The sequence below is a fragment of the Campylobacter concisus genome (assembly GCF_015679985.1).
GTDB lineage: Bacteria > Campylobacterota > Campylobacteria > Campylobacterales > Campylobacteraceae > Campylobacter_A > Campylobacter_A concisus_AC.
Genome location: NZ_CP049239.1, coordinates 1142494 through 1158666 on the forward strand (window position 1 = coordinate 1142494; position 16173 = coordinate 1158666).

At 37.5% G+C, this 16173-nt stretch carries 16 protein-coding genes and 1 pseudogene; 8 read left to right on the top strand and 9 right to left on the bottom strand.

Features of this window, described 5'->3' with window-relative positions; genetic code table 11:
• Positions 1-46: 46 nt before the first annotated feature.
• Together hemH and G5B98_RS05805 are read right to left on the bottom strand one after the other, a co-directional pair.
• On the bottom strand, positions 47-1000 hold the full coding sequence (hemH, locus tag G5B98_RS05800) for a ferrochelatase (RefSeq protein ID WP_196086312.1): 954 nt from the start codon (positions 998-1000) through the stop codon (positions 47-49).
• Positions 1000-1869 (bottom strand): Gfo/Idh/MocA family protein, encoded by an 870-nt coding sequence (locus G5B98_RS05805; RefSeq protein WP_196086313.1) that lies wholly within the window; start codon positions 1867-1869, stop codon positions 1000-1002. The genes hemH and G5B98_RS05805 overlap by 1 nt, the downstream gene beginning before the upstream one ends.
• Positions 1870-2036: 167 nt before the next feature.
• On the opposite strand from G5B98_RS05805, the gene alaS reads away from it, so the two are divergent.
• The 8 genes and pseudogenes from alaS (at position 2037) to G5B98_RS05835 (ending at position 9127) form a co-directional block, all read left to right on the top strand.
• Positions 2037-4595: an alanine--tRNA ligase gene (gene alaS, locus G5B98_RS05810; protein ID WP_196086314.1), complete on the top strand. Its 2559-nt coding sequence runs from the start codon at positions 2037-2039 to the stop codon at positions 4593-4595.
• Positions 4592-5092 (top strand): 3-isopropylmalate dehydratase, encoded by a 501-nt coding sequence (locus tag G5B98_RS05815; protein ID WP_084042051.1) that lies wholly within the window; start codon positions 4592-4594, stop codon positions 5090-5092. Before alaS ends, G5B98_RS05815 begins: the two co-directional genes overlap by 4 nt.
• Entirely contained in the window at positions 5089-5631 is a 543-nt protein-coding gene (gene maf / locus G5B98_RS05820) for a septum formation inhibitor Maf (RefSeq protein WP_196086315.1), read from the top strand. Before G5B98_RS05815 ends, maf begins: the two co-directional genes overlap by 4 nt.
• Entirely contained in the window at positions 5628-7556 is a 1929-nt protein-coding gene (locus G5B98_RS05825) for a transglycosylase domain-containing protein (protein ID WP_196086316.1), read from the top strand. The genes maf and G5B98_RS05825 overlap by 4 nt, the downstream gene beginning before the upstream one ends.
• Positions 7557-7565: 9 nt before the next feature.
• The gene (locus G5B98_RS05830; RefSeq protein WP_196086317.1) at positions 7566-7859 is read left to right on the top strand and encodes a ComEA family DNA-binding protein; all 294 of its coding nucleotides are present in this window, start codon (positions 7566-7568) and stop codon (positions 7857-7859) included.
• A 126-nt stretch (positions 7860-7985) separates the two neighbouring features.
• On the top strand, positions 7986-8201 hold the full coding sequence (locus tag G5B98_RS09435) for a phosphoethanolamine transferase domain-containing protein (RefSeq protein WP_232524559.1): 216 nt from the start codon (positions 7986-7988) through the stop codon (positions 8199-8201).
• Positions 8202-8307: 106 nt separating this feature from the next.
• A pseudogene (locus G5B98_RS09535) lies at positions 8308-8556 on the top strand (sulfatase-like hydrolase/transferase); the annotation flags it as partial.
• On the top strand, positions 8537-9127 hold the full coding sequence (locus G5B98_RS05835; protein WP_269775679.1) for a phosphoethanolamine transferase: 591 nt from the start codon (positions 8537-8539) through the stop codon (positions 9125-9127). The pseudogene G5B98_RS09535 and the gene G5B98_RS05835, both read left to right, overlap by 20 nt.
• A 59-nt stretch (positions 9128-9186) precedes the next feature.
• Here the strand turns inward: G5B98_RS05835 and glyS are convergent, their stop codons facing one another.
• The 7 genes from glyS to leuB all read right to left on the bottom strand — a co-directional run bounded on the left by glyS (position 9187) and on the right by leuB (position 16165).
• The gene (gene glyS / locus G5B98_RS05840; RefSeq protein WP_196086318.1) at positions 9187-11205 is read right to left on the bottom strand and encodes a glycine--tRNA ligase subunit beta; all 2019 of its coding nucleotides are present in this window, start codon (positions 11203-11205) and stop codon (positions 9187-9189) included.
• A 152-nt stretch (positions 11206-11357) separates the two neighbouring features.
• Positions 11358-12761, bottom strand: coding sequence for an endonuclease/exonuclease/phosphatase family protein (locus G5B98_RS05845; RefSeq protein ID WP_196086319.1), 1404 nt, complete (start codon positions 12759-12761; stop codon positions 11358-11360).
• Positions 12758-13237: a tRNA (cytidine(34)-2'-O)-methyltransferase gene (locus G5B98_RS05850; RefSeq protein WP_103577356.1), complete on the bottom strand. Its 480-nt coding sequence runs from the start codon at positions 13235-13237 to the stop codon at positions 12758-12760. Before G5B98_RS05850 ends, G5B98_RS05845 begins: the two co-directional genes overlap by 4 nt.
• A gap of 67 nt (positions 13238-13304) precedes the next feature.
• Positions 13305-14483 (bottom strand): CCA tRNA nucleotidyltransferase, encoded by a 1179-nt coding sequence (locus G5B98_RS05855; RefSeq protein ID WP_196086320.1) that lies wholly within the window; start codon positions 14481-14483, stop codon positions 13305-13307.
• On the bottom strand, positions 14443-14874 hold the full coding sequence (locus G5B98_RS05860; protein ID WP_232525357.1) for a CiaD-like domain-containing protein: 432 nt from the start codon (positions 14872-14874) through the stop codon (positions 14443-14445). Before G5B98_RS05860 ends, G5B98_RS05855 begins: the two co-directional genes overlap by 41 nt.
• Entirely contained in the window at positions 14856-15101 is a 246-nt protein-coding gene (locus tag G5B98_RS05865) for a hypothetical protein (protein WP_021089560.1), read from the bottom strand. Before G5B98_RS05865 ends, G5B98_RS05860 begins: the two co-directional genes overlap by 19 nt.
• Positions 15098-16165: a 3-isopropylmalate dehydrogenase gene (leuB, locus tag G5B98_RS05870; RefSeq protein WP_196086321.1), complete on the bottom strand. Its 1068-nt coding sequence runs from the start codon at positions 16163-16165 to the stop codon at positions 15098-15100. The genes G5B98_RS05865 and leuB overlap by 4 nt, the downstream gene beginning before the upstream one ends.
• Positions 16166-16173 lie beyond the last annotated feature (8 nt).

Sequence of the window (16173 nt, forward strand, 5' to 3'; positions counted from 1 at the left end):
TCTCCTTTTACTGTATTGAGATATATTTCATAAGCAAGATTTATTCCTAAAAGTTAATCTCTTTGGCTGTTTTTGCTTTTTGTAAGATAAAACTAGCAAACTCATCACTAAAATTTGGGCACCAAACAACCTTGTAGAAGCTAAAATTTAGCTCTTTTGCGATCTTTGCATACTCAATAACTAGCTCAAAAATAGTCTCAGAGTTATCAATACAAAAAGAGAGTGGATAGATAAGAGCCTTTTTACTCTTACACTTTGCCAAAATTTCATTTAGTGAGGGCTCTAGCCATTTTACAGGCCCAAGACGCGATTGGTAGGCTAAATTTATCTCTTTGAAGTTTAATCCGCTATCTTTTATCATTTTGCTTAGAATTTGCACATGCTCATTTATATGTTTTTCGTAGACATCGCCTTTATCAATAATTTTTTGAGGCAACGAATGAGCTGAAAAGATAAGCTCCACATCGCTTATATCTATGTTATTTATGGCTTCATTTATATGTGAGATTATGATTTTATTATAAATTTCATCATCATAAAATGGCCCGCAAAGCAAAATTTTAGCCTTTATCTCTAGCTCATCTTTTGCTTTTTTAAAATCATCTAAACTCGAAGTTATCGTAGTTTGTGAATGATGAGGATAAAGTGGCAAAAGCACTATCTCATCAAAATTTTCGTATTTTTTAAGCACATCTTTTGCAAATGGTGAAGTATAGTTCATCGCAAAATCAACTGCATCAAACTCATTTTGTAAGCTTGAAATTTTATCGCAAAGCTTAGCTGTAAGCTCGCAAATAGGCGATTTGCCACCTATTTGTTCGTAGTTATACTTAGCCGTTTTTAGCCTACCTTTTGTGATCATAAAAGCCACAAATTTTCTTAAAAATTTATTCTTTATACCCAAAATATAAGGGTCATTAAACATATTTTTTAGAAAAATTTCTACATCAGCAAGGCTATTTGCCCCGCCCATATTCAAAAGCAAAAGCGCCTTTTTCATCAAAATAGCTCTTTGATTTTTATCGCATCATCAATGCTTGAAAGCTCGCTACTTTCGCCACTTTGGCAAAGATTATAAAAGGCATCGTATTGAGCTTTTATCTCATTATTTATGGGATCGGTTTTTAAATTCATCTGCCCATTTTCATTGACTCTATGAAGCTTATAATCGATAAGATCGCCAAAATAAACACCTTCTTTGGCATTTACTTCTATTTTAAAACGCTCTAAAGAGCCACAAAAAGAATCAGTAATACTCACCAAAATTTGATTTTTCATTTTAATGTTTATTCCAACATTGTCGCATATTTTGGTATTTGTTTTATTTGCTTGAGTATAAAAAAAGCTACAAATTTCACTATCTACTAAATTTTTCGCAAGGTCTATATCGCAAAGCGAAAGTTCGTTTATAATATTTCCCTCACAAAGTGGTCTAAAATGTGCAATTGAAATGCTATAAATTTCTTCTTCCTTTAAAAGCGCCTTTTTTAATGAAACGATGGTTGGATTAAAACGCTCATCAACGCCGGTGCAAACTCTTACTTTATTTACCACTGAAGCATATTTTATCTCTTTTAGCTCGCTCACGCTTTTAAATATCGGCCTTGAAATCAAGATATTTTGGCAATATTTTACACACTGACAAAAGGCCTCTACGATCTCATGTTGAGGCAAACAAAGTACGATAGCTTGTGGCTGGGCTACTTCTATAAATTTCTTAAACTCATCAAAAAACGGAGCTCTGCAAGCATCATCTCTATTTTCTTTATCAAAAACTCCACAAACTTCAAATTTGTCAGAACGCCTCAGCTCCATATAGTGCCGCTTGCCAACCAGATTGTATCCAACAATGCCAATTTTGAGTTTCACTAAAGACCTTTTAGTTATAAATTTTTAGGCTATTTTAATTGCAAATCGCTTTTAAACAAATAAATTTATAAAATATATTAAGCAAAAATTAATTTTGTATTTTTTTATAAATTTACAAACGATTTTTAGCTAAAATCGAGCAAAATTTAAAACTAACGAGGATAAAAATGCAAAATTTAGATATAAGAAAGGCATATCTTGATTTTTTTAAATCAAAAGGTCACGAAGTCGTAGCTTCAGCACCACTCGTGCCAAACGATGCAACACTACTTTTCACAAATGCTGGCATGGTGCCATTTAAGAGCATTTTCACAGGCGAAGTGCCACGCCCAACACCACCTATCCGCACTAGCTGTCAGACCTGCATAAGAGCTGGCGGAAAGCACAACGATCTTGATAACGTCGGCTATACAGCGCGCCACCACACATTTTTTGAGATGCTAGGAAATTTTAGTTTTGGCGAATACTTCAAAAAAGAGGCGATCGCTTACGCTTGGGAATTTGTAACAGAAGTACTAAAACTGCCAAAAGATAAGCTTTATGTAACCGTTCACGAAAGCGACGATGAAGCATTTGAAATTTGGAGCACTCACATCGCAAAAGAGAGAATTTACCGCTTTGGCGATCACGATAACTTCTGGCAAATGGGAGATACTGGACCATGTGGCCCTTGCAGTGAAATTTTTTACGATCAAGGCGCTGAACACTTTAACACACCTGAAGACTACATGGGCGGCGATGGAGATAGATTTTTAGAGATCTGGAACCTTGTTTTCATGCAGTATGAAAGAAGCGCGGATGGCAAACTAAGCCCACTGCCAAAGCCAAGCATTGATACTGGCATGGGACTTGAGCGCGTTACTGCTATCTTGCAAGGCAAATTTAGCAACTACGATAGCACACTTTTTATGCCGCTAATTAGCGAAGTGGCAAAGCTTTGCGGCAAGCCATACGTCTATGAAAGTGGCGCTAGCTACCGCGTCATAAGCGACCACATCCGCTCGGTCACATTTTTGCTAGCTCAAGGCACGACATTTGACAAAGAAGGCCGTGGCTACGTGCTTCGCCGCATCTTACGCCGTGCGATCCGCCATGGATACTTGCTAGGCATAAAAGAGCCATTTATGTATAAGCTTGTTGATAAAGTTTGCGAGCTAATGGGCGAGCACTACACCTATCTAAATGAGAAAAAAGCGGCCGTAAAAGAACAGATCAAGCTTGAAGAAGAGAGATTTTTGGCGACAATCGCTAGTGGCTTGGAGCTATTTGAGAGCGAGCTTAAAAATACAAAAGAAATTTTTAGCGGAGAGGCTGCGTTTAAGCTTTATGACACATTTGGTTTTCCACTTGATCTAACAGCTGATATGCTTAGAGAAAAGGGTCTAAAGGTCGATGAAGCGAGGTTTGATGAGCTTATGAGCGAGCAAAAAGCACGCGCAAAAGCTGCTTGGAAAGGCAGTGGCGATAAGAGTGCAAAGGGCGATTTTAAAGAGCTACTTGAAAAATTTGGCGAGAATAAATTTATAGGCTACGAAGAGCTTAAGAGTAAAAGTAAAATTTTAGCCCTACTTGATGAAGAATTTAAAAATGTAGATAGCCTGGATGCTGGCAAGGAGGGCTGGGTGATGTTTGATGTCACTCCATTTTATGCTCAAAGTGGCGGTCAGTGCGGCGATAGCGGTAAGATAATTGGTAAAGCAAATGTACTTGATACACAAAAATTTCATGGACTAAATTTATCTTTAGTAAAAACTAGCGCACCGCTAAAAGTTGGCGATGAAGTAGAACTTGAAGTTGGCAGCGATAGAGCCCAGATCGCGCGTCATCACAGTGCTACACACTTGCTTCACGCAGCCCTTAGAAGCGTGCTTGGTACACACATCGCTCAAGCTGGCTCAAGCGTCGAGGCAGATAGGCTAAGGTTTGACTTCTCACATCCAAAAGCACTTACTAGCGAAGAAATTTTAAAGGTCGAAAATTTGGTAAATGAGTGGATACTAAATGGTGCTAACTCAAAAACAGAACTTATGAAACTTGAAGATGCTAAAAATAGTGGAGCTATCGCACTATTTAATGAAAAATACGCTGATAATGTAAGAGTCGTTAGCTTTGGCAATGTTAGCAAAGAGCTTTGCGGTGGCACACACGTGAAAAATATAGATGAGATCGGATCGTTTTTCATCACAAAAGAGAGTGGTGTAAGTGCTGGCGTTAGGCGTATAGAGGCTGTTTGCTCAAGGGCTGCGCTAAATTTAGCAAGGTCATTTAGAGCTGAGCTTGATGAGTTAAAAGATGAGCTAAAGAGCACCGAGCCACTAAATGTGGTCAAAAAGCTAAAAAATGAACTAAGAGTTTTGAAAGACAAACTAAAAAATGCTAAAAATTCTCATGAGCTAGTCTATTTAGATATAAATAAAACCAAGCTTTGCGTCACAAGCGTAGATGGTGGAGATATAAAAACCTTGATAGATGAGTTTAAAAATGAGCATGAAAGTGCTGCTATTTTGCTAATCCAAACTGATGAGAGTGGCAAAATTTCTCTTGCAGCTGGAGTCAAAAATGCTCCACTAAAAGCTGGTGCTTGGGTAAAATTTGCAGCGCAAATCCTAGGCGGCAATGGCGGTGGCAAAGATGACTTTGCAACAGCCGGTGGCAAAGATGCATCAATGATAGAAGATGCGATAAAAGACTCACTTGAATACGCAAGGCAAGCCTTAGAAAAATGAGTCATTACGATATAGCTTTTATAAAATTTGACCAAGTAGTACTATTTTTGCATGTATGCTTTGTAGCTCTTTTTGTGGGGCTACAAGCCGGTCTTGTGCTTGTTGGAAGTTACTTTATAAAAAATAAATTTGAAGACAAGGAACGCTATCACATCTTACTTCACATTATAAGACGCTTTGGCATTGCGATTTTCATACTAATCCTTTGCGTGATAGCGACAAGTGTGGTTATAATTTTTGGATTTTATGATGCAAATTTGACAAATCCTATGGCAAGTGCAATGGTGGCAACAAAATGCGCAATAGAACTATTTTTGCTATTAAATTTAAGCTATATATTTTATAGATACAAAAAGGCCTTAAAAGCACTAAGATCGCATGAAATGATCGAGCTAAACGAGAGTTTGATCGTTATAATTTATTATTTTACACCACTAAATTTATTAGCTTCGCTAGCAGCTATTTATCTTGGTATAAGCTATAAGGTATTTTTATGATAACACTTGCTTCAAGCTCGCCAACAAGGGCAAATTTATTAAAAGATGCTGGCATAAATTTCACTCAAATTTCTTTCCAGTTTGACGAGAGCAAGATAGAAAAAAATGTAAAGCCTGAAATTTATGTCCAAAACGTCGTAAAAGCCAAAAAAGAGCAATTTTTAAAAGAAAATATAGGTCTTAAAAATTTACTCTTTGCAGATAGCTGCGTGGCGTGTGGGGATAAAATTTTAGGTAAAGCAAAGGATGAAAAAGAAGCAATTGCCATGCTAAATTTACAAAGTGGCAACGAATGCAGCGTCTATACAGCGATGATATTTTTAGGCGAATTTGAGCTTATAAACGTAAGTAAGACTACGTATAAATTTAAAAAATTTAACGAGCATGACCTTAATGAATACATAAAAAATAATGAGTGGCAAGGTAAGGCTGGAGCCATGACGATAGAAAATTTTAATAAAAAATATATCATCTCCCAACAAGGCGAGACCAGCACAGCCATGGGACTAAATTTAAAAATATTAAAGGCATTTTTATGAAATATATCTTGGCATTTATCTTTATAGTTGCCATTTCACTTGGCGGAGCATTTTTATATTTTTACTCACAAGTTAGATTTGATGCTTACGCTATTATTGATTATAAACCAAAGCTTACAACGCAAATTTTTGATAGAAACAACGAACTCATTGCAAATATCTTTGAAGAAAATAGAATTTACGTAAAATATAACGACATACCGCCGCGTGTCATCGAAGCACTCGTGGCTATCGAAGATACGAGCTACTTTGAGCATGGTGGCATAAACGTAGAAGCTATGGCAAGAGCTGCCATAAAAGATATCAAGGCCAGAAAACTAGTCGAGGGAGCTTCAACACTAACACAACAGCTCATTAAAAATTTAGCTCTAAGCCGTGAGAAGAAATTTACAAGAAAGATAAAAGAGATCGTGCTTGCCATGAAGCTCGAAAGCGAGCTTAGCAAAGAAGATATCATCGAAAGATACCTAAATCACGTCTATTTTGGACATGGTTACTACGGCATAAAAACAGCAGCTGAGGGATATTTTAGAAAAGAGCTAAATGAGCTAAGCATAAAAGAGGTTGCCATGCTAGTTGGCTTACCAAAGGCTCCAAGCACCTATGATCCTACAAAGCACCTTGATCTCTCGCTTAGCCGTGCAAATAGAGTACTTGAGAGAATGTATAGCATCGGCTGGATAAATGAGGATGAGTACCGCAAGGGCGTGCTTGAAGAGCCAGCGGTCTTTGACGATACACTCACAAGAAATAAAGCCCCTTACGTAGTCGATGAGATAATAAAAGAGGCTTCAAAGAAATTTGACGATATAAAAACTGGTGGCTATAAGATACAAAGCACAGTTGATCTAAATGTTCAAAAGATCGCTCAAGAAGCTCTAGTCTATGGCTACAATGAAATTTTAAAACGCGACAAAAAAGCAAATGCAGAAATCCTAAATGGAGCTATAGTAGTCACTCATCCACAAAGTGGTCAAATTTTGGCACTAATTGGCGGTATTGACTACACAAAAAGCAGTTATAACCGTGCCACTCAAAGCAAGCGCCAGCCAGGATCTAGCTTTAAGCCGTTTATATACCAAATCGCTCTTGATAGTGGCTACTCAGTTGTTTCTCAAGTGGCTGATATCGCCAGGACATTTGATATGGGAAATGGCAAAGAGTGGACACCAAAGAACTATAGTGGCGGTTTTCAAGGCTATATCACTATAAAATCAGCCATAACTCAGTCTCGTAACCTCGCAACCATAAATTTGCTAAACGATCTTGGCCTTAGCTCGGTTCGTAAACAGCTTACTGATATGGGCTTTAACGATATCCCAGAAAATTTATCTATCGCACTTGGAAGTTTTGGGATTTCACCACTTGATTTTGCAAAATTTTACTCAATGTTCCCAAATGAGGGCGAGATGGTTGAGCCAACACTTATTAAGCATATAGAAAATAGCTTTGGGGCTTCGATGGACTATGAACCACAAAGAAAGCAAGTGCTAAAACCAGAACAAGCATTTTTGATGACGACACTTCTTCAAAATGTCGTAAATAACGGCACTGGACGCAACGCTAAAATAAACGGCATCCAAATAGCAGGCAAAACCGGCACAACAAATAATAACATCGATGCTTGGTTTTGTGGTTACTCACCTGATATCGAAGCAATAATCTGGTACGGAAATGACGACAATAGCCCTATGAAAAAGATTGAAGGCGGTGGTAGAACAGCCGCACCTGTGTTTAAGAAATTTATGGAAGGCTACATTAAGCTTTATCCTACTTTAAGACGTGCATTTGAGCAGCCAGATGGTGTTTATAAAGGCTATTATAGTGGCAGTGACGAATACTACACAAACGACTCACCACTACCTCAAAATATGCCAGCAAATGACATCATACAAGATCAAGAAAACGATGGATTATTATTTTAGGAAGATAAGATGAAGGTTAAAATTTTACTTTGTTTGGTAGTTGCAAGTATTGCATATGGCACTAATCTAAATACAGCCAGCAAAAATGAGTTGATGGAACTTGGCCTAAGTAAAGGCCAGGCGTTAAACATTATAAAATATAGAAAAGCCCATAAATTTAAAAGCATCGATGAACTTGAAAAAGTCCAAGGTATTGGCTTTAACGATATGCAAAAAGTTAAAGAAAAACTTAGCATAAAAGAGAATGCAAAAGTCAAAAAGTCTGAAGCAAAAAATTCTAAAGGCAAGAAAAAGAAAAAATAATCTTATTTTTATTTAAAATTTCTAGCCATTTACATTTGAGTCCTATTATTATGGCTTTTTATAAAATAATCCACTCTTTTTTCTATACTCTTTTTCTTATATTTACAATTGTCTTTATCTTAGTTTTTGCTAGCATTTAATGAGCTTAAATTAAGAGCAAAAATTATCTCATTTTCTATAGTTGCGATAGCTACCATATTTTTATTAACGTCTAAAATTTTTATACCATTTTTTAGAGAGCATTCGAATTTAAGAACCGCATTGCTCCCATACTATCCCATCTACTCGGCTATAAAACTAGTAAAATCGATCACTCAAAAACCACTACCTTTACCTATGTAGCAGATGATGCGGTACTAGCTGATAATAAAAAGAAAATTTTAGTTTTGATAGTTGGCGAGACACAAAGAAGCAGAAACTACTCACTAATGGCTACGCCAAAAACGATACGAATAAATTTACTAAACAAAAAGATGTGGTAAGTTTTACAAATTTCTACTCATGTGGAACAGCCACAGAGACTAGTGTGCCTTGCCTATTTTCAGACTTAAAGCGAGAAAATTTTAGTAACCGTGAAGCAAAAGCTCGTGAAAATTTAGTTGATATTATCAATAAGCTTGGTATAAAGACATACTTTTTTGACAACAATAGTGGCGGTTGCGAAAAAAATAGAAGTAGTGGTTTGCGACAATCTTGATCAAAACCATACTTCAGATCATCGAGCAGAAGGTTTTGACGAAGTGATATTTGATGAGGCCAAAAAGGTCATCGAAGATGCAAATTCCACTACCCTTATCGTGCTACACCTGCAAGGCTCACACGGCCCTATCTACTACAAAGGCTACCCAAGAAAATTTAAAGAATTTACCCCAACATGCGACACTGCCGAGCTAAATAAATGCGCGCCAGAAGAGATAGCAAATACCTACGACAACACTATTTTATACGAGGACTATCTACAAAGCGAGCTGATAAATGCCCTTGAAGCAAGAAAAGATGAATTTGAAGTTACCATGTTCTTTTTTTCAGATCACGGAGAGAGCCTAGGTGAAAACGGCATATATTTACATGGTCTACCTTACTCCATCGCTCCAGATGAGCAAAAACATATCCCAGCCATCGTATTTTCAAGCGATAGCGAGCTTTTAAAAAGACTAAAAGCTAGAAAAAACGAAAGTCTTTCGCATGATTTTATATTTAGCTCAGTTCTTGGATATTTTGGAATAAAAACTAAGGCCTATGAGCCAGAATTCGATATTTTTAGGTAGTCTTAGGAATATAAATTTTAAAAAGCCAGCCCAAGCAAAAGCTACAAGCTGGCGTAAATTTAAAAGCTGATCTCTTTTATATCAGCTACTTTTAGTATCTCGCTATAAATTTGGCCGATGATAGCAATGCGATTATTTCGCACTTTCTCATTTTCAACATTTATCATAACTTTGTCAAAAAACTCATCGATCTGTGGTTTTAATGCAAATAGCGCCTTTAGCCTTGGCTCATACGCTAGGCTCTTATCGACCGCTTTAAATGCATCATTTAAGGCCTTTTCAGCATCTATCTCAAAGAGACTCTCATCAATCTTGCTAAATTTATCGTCTTTGATGATATTTGCAAGGCGCTTAAATGTAGAGAAATTCTCTCTAAAGTTTGGCTCGCTAGAAATTTTAGCAAGTGCCTCTATCATCTTAGTTAGCTCCAAGATGTCCTTTTCGCCGCTTTTTATGCACGCTTTTACGATAGAAGCATTTGCGTCAAAGAAAGTGTAAAGCCTATCAAGGATGAAATTTATAAGCACTTCAACATCAAATTTCTTGTAGTCTTTTGCGATATCTTCTAAAATTTCTTTTACGTTAAATTTCAAATTATGCGCCAAAACGATCTTTATCACGCCATTTGCCGCACGTCTTAGAGCGTATGGGTCTTTGGTGCCACTTGGGATTTTGCCGATACTAAAGAGCCCCATTAGTGTATCAAGCTTATTTGAAAGCGCCACAACCGAGCTAAATACCTTGCTTGGGCACTGTGCCTCCTCGCCGTCTGGCAAATACTGCTCTTTTATGGCTAAAACGACATCTTTATCCTCGTTTTTTGCCTTTGCGTAGTAAGCGCCCATGATGCCTTGAAGCTCGGTAAACTCATAAACCATCTGAGTTGTAAGATCGGCCTTGCTTAGCATCACAGCTCGCTCCAGCTTAGCCGTGTACTCGCCAGCTTCTTTTTTGAGTAGCTCGTCATAGTTGCTAGCAAGCTTTTTAGCCACTTGTAGCTCTCTAAGCTCTTTTTCGTAGATGCTTCCAAGCTCTTTTAGATAAGTTATATTTTTTAGTTTTTCTGGGCTAAATTCGTGCGCTAGGTCGCTTTGCCAAAAGAACATCGCATCACTTAGCCTTGCTCTTAGCACTTTTTCGTTGCCCTTGATGATGAGCGAGTAATCTTTTGTGATGGCGTTACTTACGACTACAAAGCCATTTGCGAGCTTACCATCTTTAAAGACTGGGAAGTAGCGCTGATTTTCTTTCATAGAAGTGATGATGACCTCGCTTGGCACCTCCAAAAATTCCTCTTCAAATGAGCCAAGAAGTGCTGTCGGATACTCGGTGATCGCCACGACTTCAGCTAACAAGTCTTTATCGATTTCGATCTTTAGCCCGCTTTTTTGGCTGATCTTTTCAAACTCATCAAGGATTATTTTTTCTCTCTCGCCTGCTTCAAGCACGACACCACGGCTCTTTGAGCCTTCAAAATACTCTTTTATATTTGAAATTTTTATCTTGTCATAGCTAATGCTTCTGTGTGGATAGGTTGAATCACCGCTCTCTACGCCAAATTTATTAAATTTTATAACTTCATCGCCAAGCAAACACAAAAACGATCTTATCGGGCGGATAAACTCGAACTCTCCGTTACCCCAGCGCATAGACTTGCCAAAGTTAAGACTCTTTAAAAACTCCTCAACCATCTCGCCCATTATCCTAGCAACCGGCTCACCTTTTACCTCTTTTTCGTAGTAAAGCACCTCTTTGCCGTCTATCTCTTTAAATTTAAGCTCACTTTCATCTATGCCGCATTTATTTGCAAAGCTAAGTGCTGCCTTTGTAAATGCTCCGTCTTTTAGTGCCACTTGCTTTGGCGCACCGATAAAGCTAGCTACGCTGTCAGGCTGAGATTGTGGAAATTTCTCATGAAAAAAGACCAAACGACGCGGCGTATAATAAAATTTAAAAGGGCTTACAAGATTATATTTTTCAAGTACAGCCTGCCATTTAGTATTGATATTTGGCAGCTCCCTTAAAAACGGTATCGCTGGAAGCTCCTCAACTCCGATTTCTAATAATAACTCTTTCATATTTCACTCTTTTTATTAAAATTTTCTCTTTTTTCTCTTACCATTTTTCTTACTCTCTCCTTCTCCTGCGACTGTAAAATGACGCCTCTTATCATAAAAATAAGAAATAAAACAAACGCCGTAATCATAAAAATATCTAAAATTTGCACTCTCTACTCCACAACGATTTGGTTTTCTCTCTTATAAATTTTAACTCTCGCATTTTCAAAATTATACTCGCCATCTTTTAGCTTTTTCTTGCTATAAACCCTGATCTTACCGTATGGTGTATGCAGGTAGCCTCTCTCAAGCCTGCCCGAAATTTTAGCAAAGACATCGCCACTTCTAGCTTCACTTAGTTGCGATGCATCTAGTAAATTTTCGCTAATATCTTTTGTGCCATGCTCATTTATGATCTCATAAGAGCTGACTTCAAGCGCATCTTTATAAATTTTCATTCGTCTTACTAAAACATCTAGCTCCTCGCCTACAATAACACTATTTTTAGGATCATAGACATAAATTCCGCGGTGATTTTTCGAGATAATAAAGCCATGCTTATCTTTTAAGATAACAACCACTTTTTCAATCACTGCTGGCACTGCCTCTGGGTGATCAAAAAGCGTATCCACATCAGCCGTCTTATAGTTTTGTTCGCTTGTTTTTTTATTGGCTTTGTTTTCATCTTTTTTAAAAATTTTACTCACAAAGCCTTTTTTTACTGGGCTTGGATCAGTTGAAATTTTAAACTTTAATGCAAAGTGATCTGAGTAAAGGTCGCTCTTTGCAAAGCCTTTTTCATCGACTGCAAAGCTTGGTTTAAAGACTTCAAAACTACCACTAACATAGCTTAGATCGCCATTTTCCATAAAACTAGGCGAAAGTAAAACATGATCGATTGCTCTTTTTTTGCCATGTACTGCGTGAGAATATCTATCTTTTGGCTCAATCTCTTTATAAAGATCATAAAAATTTCTCGTTGCAATGATGTCATTTAGGATGGATTTTTGTCCAAAGGGCGAGTTAAAATCACCCAAAATAATTGCATTTTTCTCTTTACCTAGAGCTGTTCTTAACGTTTTTTCAGCCTTTTTTTGCATATTTATACCATTTTTATAAGTTGGAAAGTGATTTACAAATATGCTAAATTTCTTACCTTCCATCTCAAAAACAACCTTTAAAATATTTCTCGTCTTTACGTTTGGAACTTTAAAAATTTCACTGCCACTTGGCTGCAACTTTGAAATAAGCCCGAGCCCAACAGGCGAATTTTTCTCCTTTGTAAAGCTTATAAATTTATACTCGCTATCACTTACCAGAGCTTTTAAAACCTGCTCATTTTCGATCTCTTGAAGTGCGATAATGTCTGCATTTAGTGCATTTATGACTTGTCTTGTCCTTTGTAGTTTTGAATCAGCCGCCTCGCAGTCCCACTTTGATACGCCTACTTTAAAATCAAGATACTCGCTACCATCATCTTTGCAATCAAATAAATTTTGCACATTATAAGTTGCGATGCTAATTTCACTCGCAAATGCCACTAAAATGGTAAAAAACAAAGCAAAAACTACTCTCAAATCTCACTCCTAAAGTCAAATTCAGCGATATTTTGCCTGATCGCCTCATAAGCGATAATGCCAGCACTCATAGCTAAATTTAAGCTCCTGCCCTCTTTTCCCATTGGTATGGTTATGGCGTTTTTAAAATTTATATCCATAAATTCTCTTGGCAGCCCAGTACTCTCACCACCAAAAAATATAAAATCTCCTGGTTTAAACCTAGCCTCATAGTAAAGCCTATTTGTCTTTGTGGTAGCGAAGAAAAATCTATCCTTGTGGCTTAAGTTTGCTTCTAAAAATTCTTCCAAACTATCCCAAATTTTTGGATTTAAAATTTTCCAGTAGTCAAGCCCTGCTCGTCTAACAGCCTTTTCACTCAGATCAAACACGGTGGGTTTAACGATATGTAGCTTTAAATTTGCATTAACGCACATTCTACCGATAGCTCCAGTATTTTGCGGTATCTGAGGATGAACTAAGACTATGTTAAACATAAGCTTTCTTTGCCTTAAAAAGTGTTATAAACTAGCCTATTTTAGCCAAAATGGGCTTTTAAGAGATTTAAAATTTTTGCTCATTAAGATATTTTGAGATCGCAAGCTCTTCTTTGCGTTTTATCTCTTTTGCGATCTCTTCGTTTTTAAAACCAGCTGATAAAATTTCCGCTACATCAACTTTCGCGTCAAATTTTACCTCATAAATTCCAAGCTTCTTGGCACGCTCTATACGCTCTTTATTGTAAGCTCCAAGCCATGATTTTATAGGCATACTAAGTGCTATTTGCATTAGCCCTTTATCGCTTGGCATATGCTTAAAATAAGGCTCTTTTAAGATGGAAAAATAGCTTTTTGGCAGATGCATTTTCTCTAAAATTTCTTTTGCGTCAAGCTCAAATTTGCCAAACAAAAGATACAAAAATAATCTCTCATCATTCACAAATTTTCTAGCACTCTTAAGATCACTTAAAAACTCATCATCCATAGAAATTTGCATACCAAAAATTTCTTTAAAAAGTCCAAGCTCAAAAAGATAGTAAGCTCCTTTTTCAAGATGCTTTGCGCGAAAAAATTTAATAAGCTCAGTATTTATCCTATCTCTGCTTAAAAACTCTAAACTAAGGCTTTTCATAAGAGCTAGCGTCTCATCGGCTATGCCAAAGTCAAGCCTAGAGCTAAACTGCACGCCACGAAGTATCCTTAGCGGATCTTCTTTAAATTTTTCACTATCAATGTGCCTTAATGTCTTGTTTGCTAAATCTTGCTTTCCGCAGTAAAAGTCTAAAATTTCTCCATTAAAGATATTCATCATCATGGCATTTATCGTAAAATCTCGCCTAAGGCTCGCTATTTTGAGATCGTTAATATAGCTTACTGCAAAGTCTTTGTGCAAATTTCCAGTTTTGCTCTCGCTTCTTGGAAGCCCAATGTCGTAGTTTTTATATTTATAGATGAAGTAGCTTTTACCAACGCCGCTCGCTCCAATGCTAGCCATTAGCTCATTAAATTTAGTAGGTTCAATGTCATAAACTTCGATATCATAATCATAAATTTCTCGTCCCAAGAACGCATCTCTCACGCAACCACCCACGAGATAAACACGTGAAGTAAATGGAGCAAATAGCGATCTAAAAAAGTCTAGCTCGCTATTTTTATAAATTTCATTTTTGATTTTTATCTCATTTTTTGAGCCGTCTAATGGCTTATTTTGAGAGATTTTGGAGTCTATTTTCGATATTTGCAAGGGTAAATTCTAAAAATTTTGTCGTTAGCTCAAGCCTTGAAGCAAGATTTTGTTCATTAGTTTGTTTAAGCCCTTCAAAAAGCACTTCTATGCGCTCAGCAAGGTTTGCTAAGAAAATTTTTTCTTCGCTCACCTCTCTATTTTTTATTGGACTTACTGGCTCCTCTTTTACCTCAAACACTTGCTCATTTTGTAAATTTGCCTCAACTTTTAGCTCATTATTTAGTGCATTTTCATTATTCTCTATGGCCAAAAGCTCTTTTTTTAAATTCTCTCGCTCAAGCTCTTCTTGCTTTTTATTTTGCAGTGCTTCTATTTTTTCAAGCTCAGCGCTAACCTCACTGATTGCCATTCTAGCGATATCATCAAGCTTCATAATCTTATCAACCACCTTTTAAATTCATTTATCTCTTCATCACTTTTCATCCTGATAAAAAACTCTTTCATCTGCTCGTTTTTTATCGCTCGCTCTTTGCGAAGTCCGCTCAGGCGGTTTATCGCGCTAAGGGCATCTTTGTTTGACGGATCTTGCTTTAAGATATTTTTATAAATTTCAAGTGCATCATCTTTTAGCCCCTGAGCTTCGTAGATCAGTGCTTCAGTGATTGTGTTTTTCATTTTTTGATAAATCCTGCGATAACATCGCCTATCTCGCTAGTTGAGCAAATTTCAACTGCGTTAAAAGCAGCGATATCTTTTGTTCTATAACCTTTTGCAAGCGCCTCTTTAACAGCATTTTCTATCGCATCTGCGGCATCATTTTCGCTAAATGCGTATCTTAGCATCATTGCTGCACTTAAAATGGTCGCGATCGGATTTGCTATGCCCTGCCCTGCGATGTCTGGTGCTGAGCCGTGTATCGGCTCATAAATTCCCACTTTACCGCCCATACTAGCGCTTGGCAAAAGTCCTATCGAGCCACAGACCATACTCGCTTCATCACTTAAAATGTCGCCGAATAAATTTTCAGTAAGTATGACGTCAAAATTTGCTGGCGCTCTTACTAGCTGCATCGCTGCGTTATCGACATACATAAAGCTAAGCTCTACTTCAGGATAGCCCTTTGCCACCTCGCTAGTCACCTCGCGCCAAAGCTGGCTTGTCTCAAGCACATTTGCCTTATCGACCATGCAGACCTTTTTCTTGCGAAGCATAGCCGTCTCAAAGGCGATCTTTGCTATGCGCTCGATCTCCATTTTAGAATAAACCATCGTATTAAACGCTCTATCTTCGCCTTTTTCACGTGGCTGTCCAAAATAAAGTCCACCCGTTAGCTCACGAACCACGACAAAATCAACGCCTCTTAAAACCTCTGGCTTCAGCGTGCTAGCATCCACTAGCTCATCAAAAACGATGGCTGGACGTAAATTTGCATAAGCTTCAAGCTCTTTTCTAATCTTTAAAAGCCCGCTCTCTGGCCTTAGATGTCTTGGCAAATTATCCCACTTCTCGCCACCGATCGCTCCAAAAAGCACAGCATTAGAGTTTAGAGCAGAACTAAGAGTCTCATCTGGCAAAGGCACGCCAAATACATCATAAGCTGCACCACCCATAAGCTTATAGTCGTACTCAAATTTTATCCCAAACTCAGCGCTAACAATATCTAAAATTTTTATCGCCTCATCTATGATCTCAGGGCCGATGCCATCGCCTTTTATAACGCAAATTTTATAGTTTTTCATCGCCGCTC

What these genes read in the sequence shown, in the direction of transcription:
- hemH (WP_196086312.1), bottom strand. Translation starts at nt 1,000, where the DNA reads ATGAAAAAGGCGCTTTTGCTTTTGAATATGGGCGGGGCAAATAGCCTT.
- alaS (WP_196086314.1), top strand. Translation starts at nt 2,037, where the DNA reads ATGCAAAATTTAGATATAAGAAAGGCATATCTTGATTTTTTTAAATCA.
- G5B98_RS05815 (WP_084042051.1), top strand. Translation starts at nt 4,592, where the DNA reads ATGAGTCATTACGATATAGCTTTTATAAAATTTGACCAAGTAGTACTA.
- maf (WP_196086315.1), top strand. Translation starts at nt 5,089, where the DNA reads ATGATAACACTTGCTTCAAGCTCGCCAACAAGGGCAAATTTATTAAAA.
- G5B98_RS05825 (WP_196086316.1), top strand. Translation starts at nt 5,628, where the DNA reads ATGAAATATATCTTGGCATTTATCTTTATAGTTGCCATTTCACTTGGC.
- G5B98_RS05830 (WP_196086317.1), top strand. Translation starts at nt 7,566, where the DNA reads ATGAAGGTTAAAATTTTACTTTGTTTGGTAGTTGCAAGTATTGCATAT.
- glyS (WP_196086318.1), bottom strand. Translation starts at nt 11,205, where the DNA reads ATGAAAGAGTTATTATTAGAAATCGGAGTTGAGGAGCTTCCAGCGATA.
- G5B98_RS05850 (WP_103577356.1), bottom strand. Translation starts at nt 13,237, where the DNA reads ATGTTTAACATAGTCTTAGTTCATCCTCAGATACCGCAAAATACTGGA.
- G5B98_RS05865 (WP_021089560.1), bottom strand. Translation starts at nt 15,101, where the DNA reads ATGAAAAACACAATCACTGAAGCACTGATCTACGAAGCTCAGGGGCTA.
- leuB (WP_196086321.1), bottom strand. Translation starts at nt 16,165, where the DNA reads ATGAAAAACTATAAAATTTGCGTTATAAAAGGCGATGGCATCGGCCCT.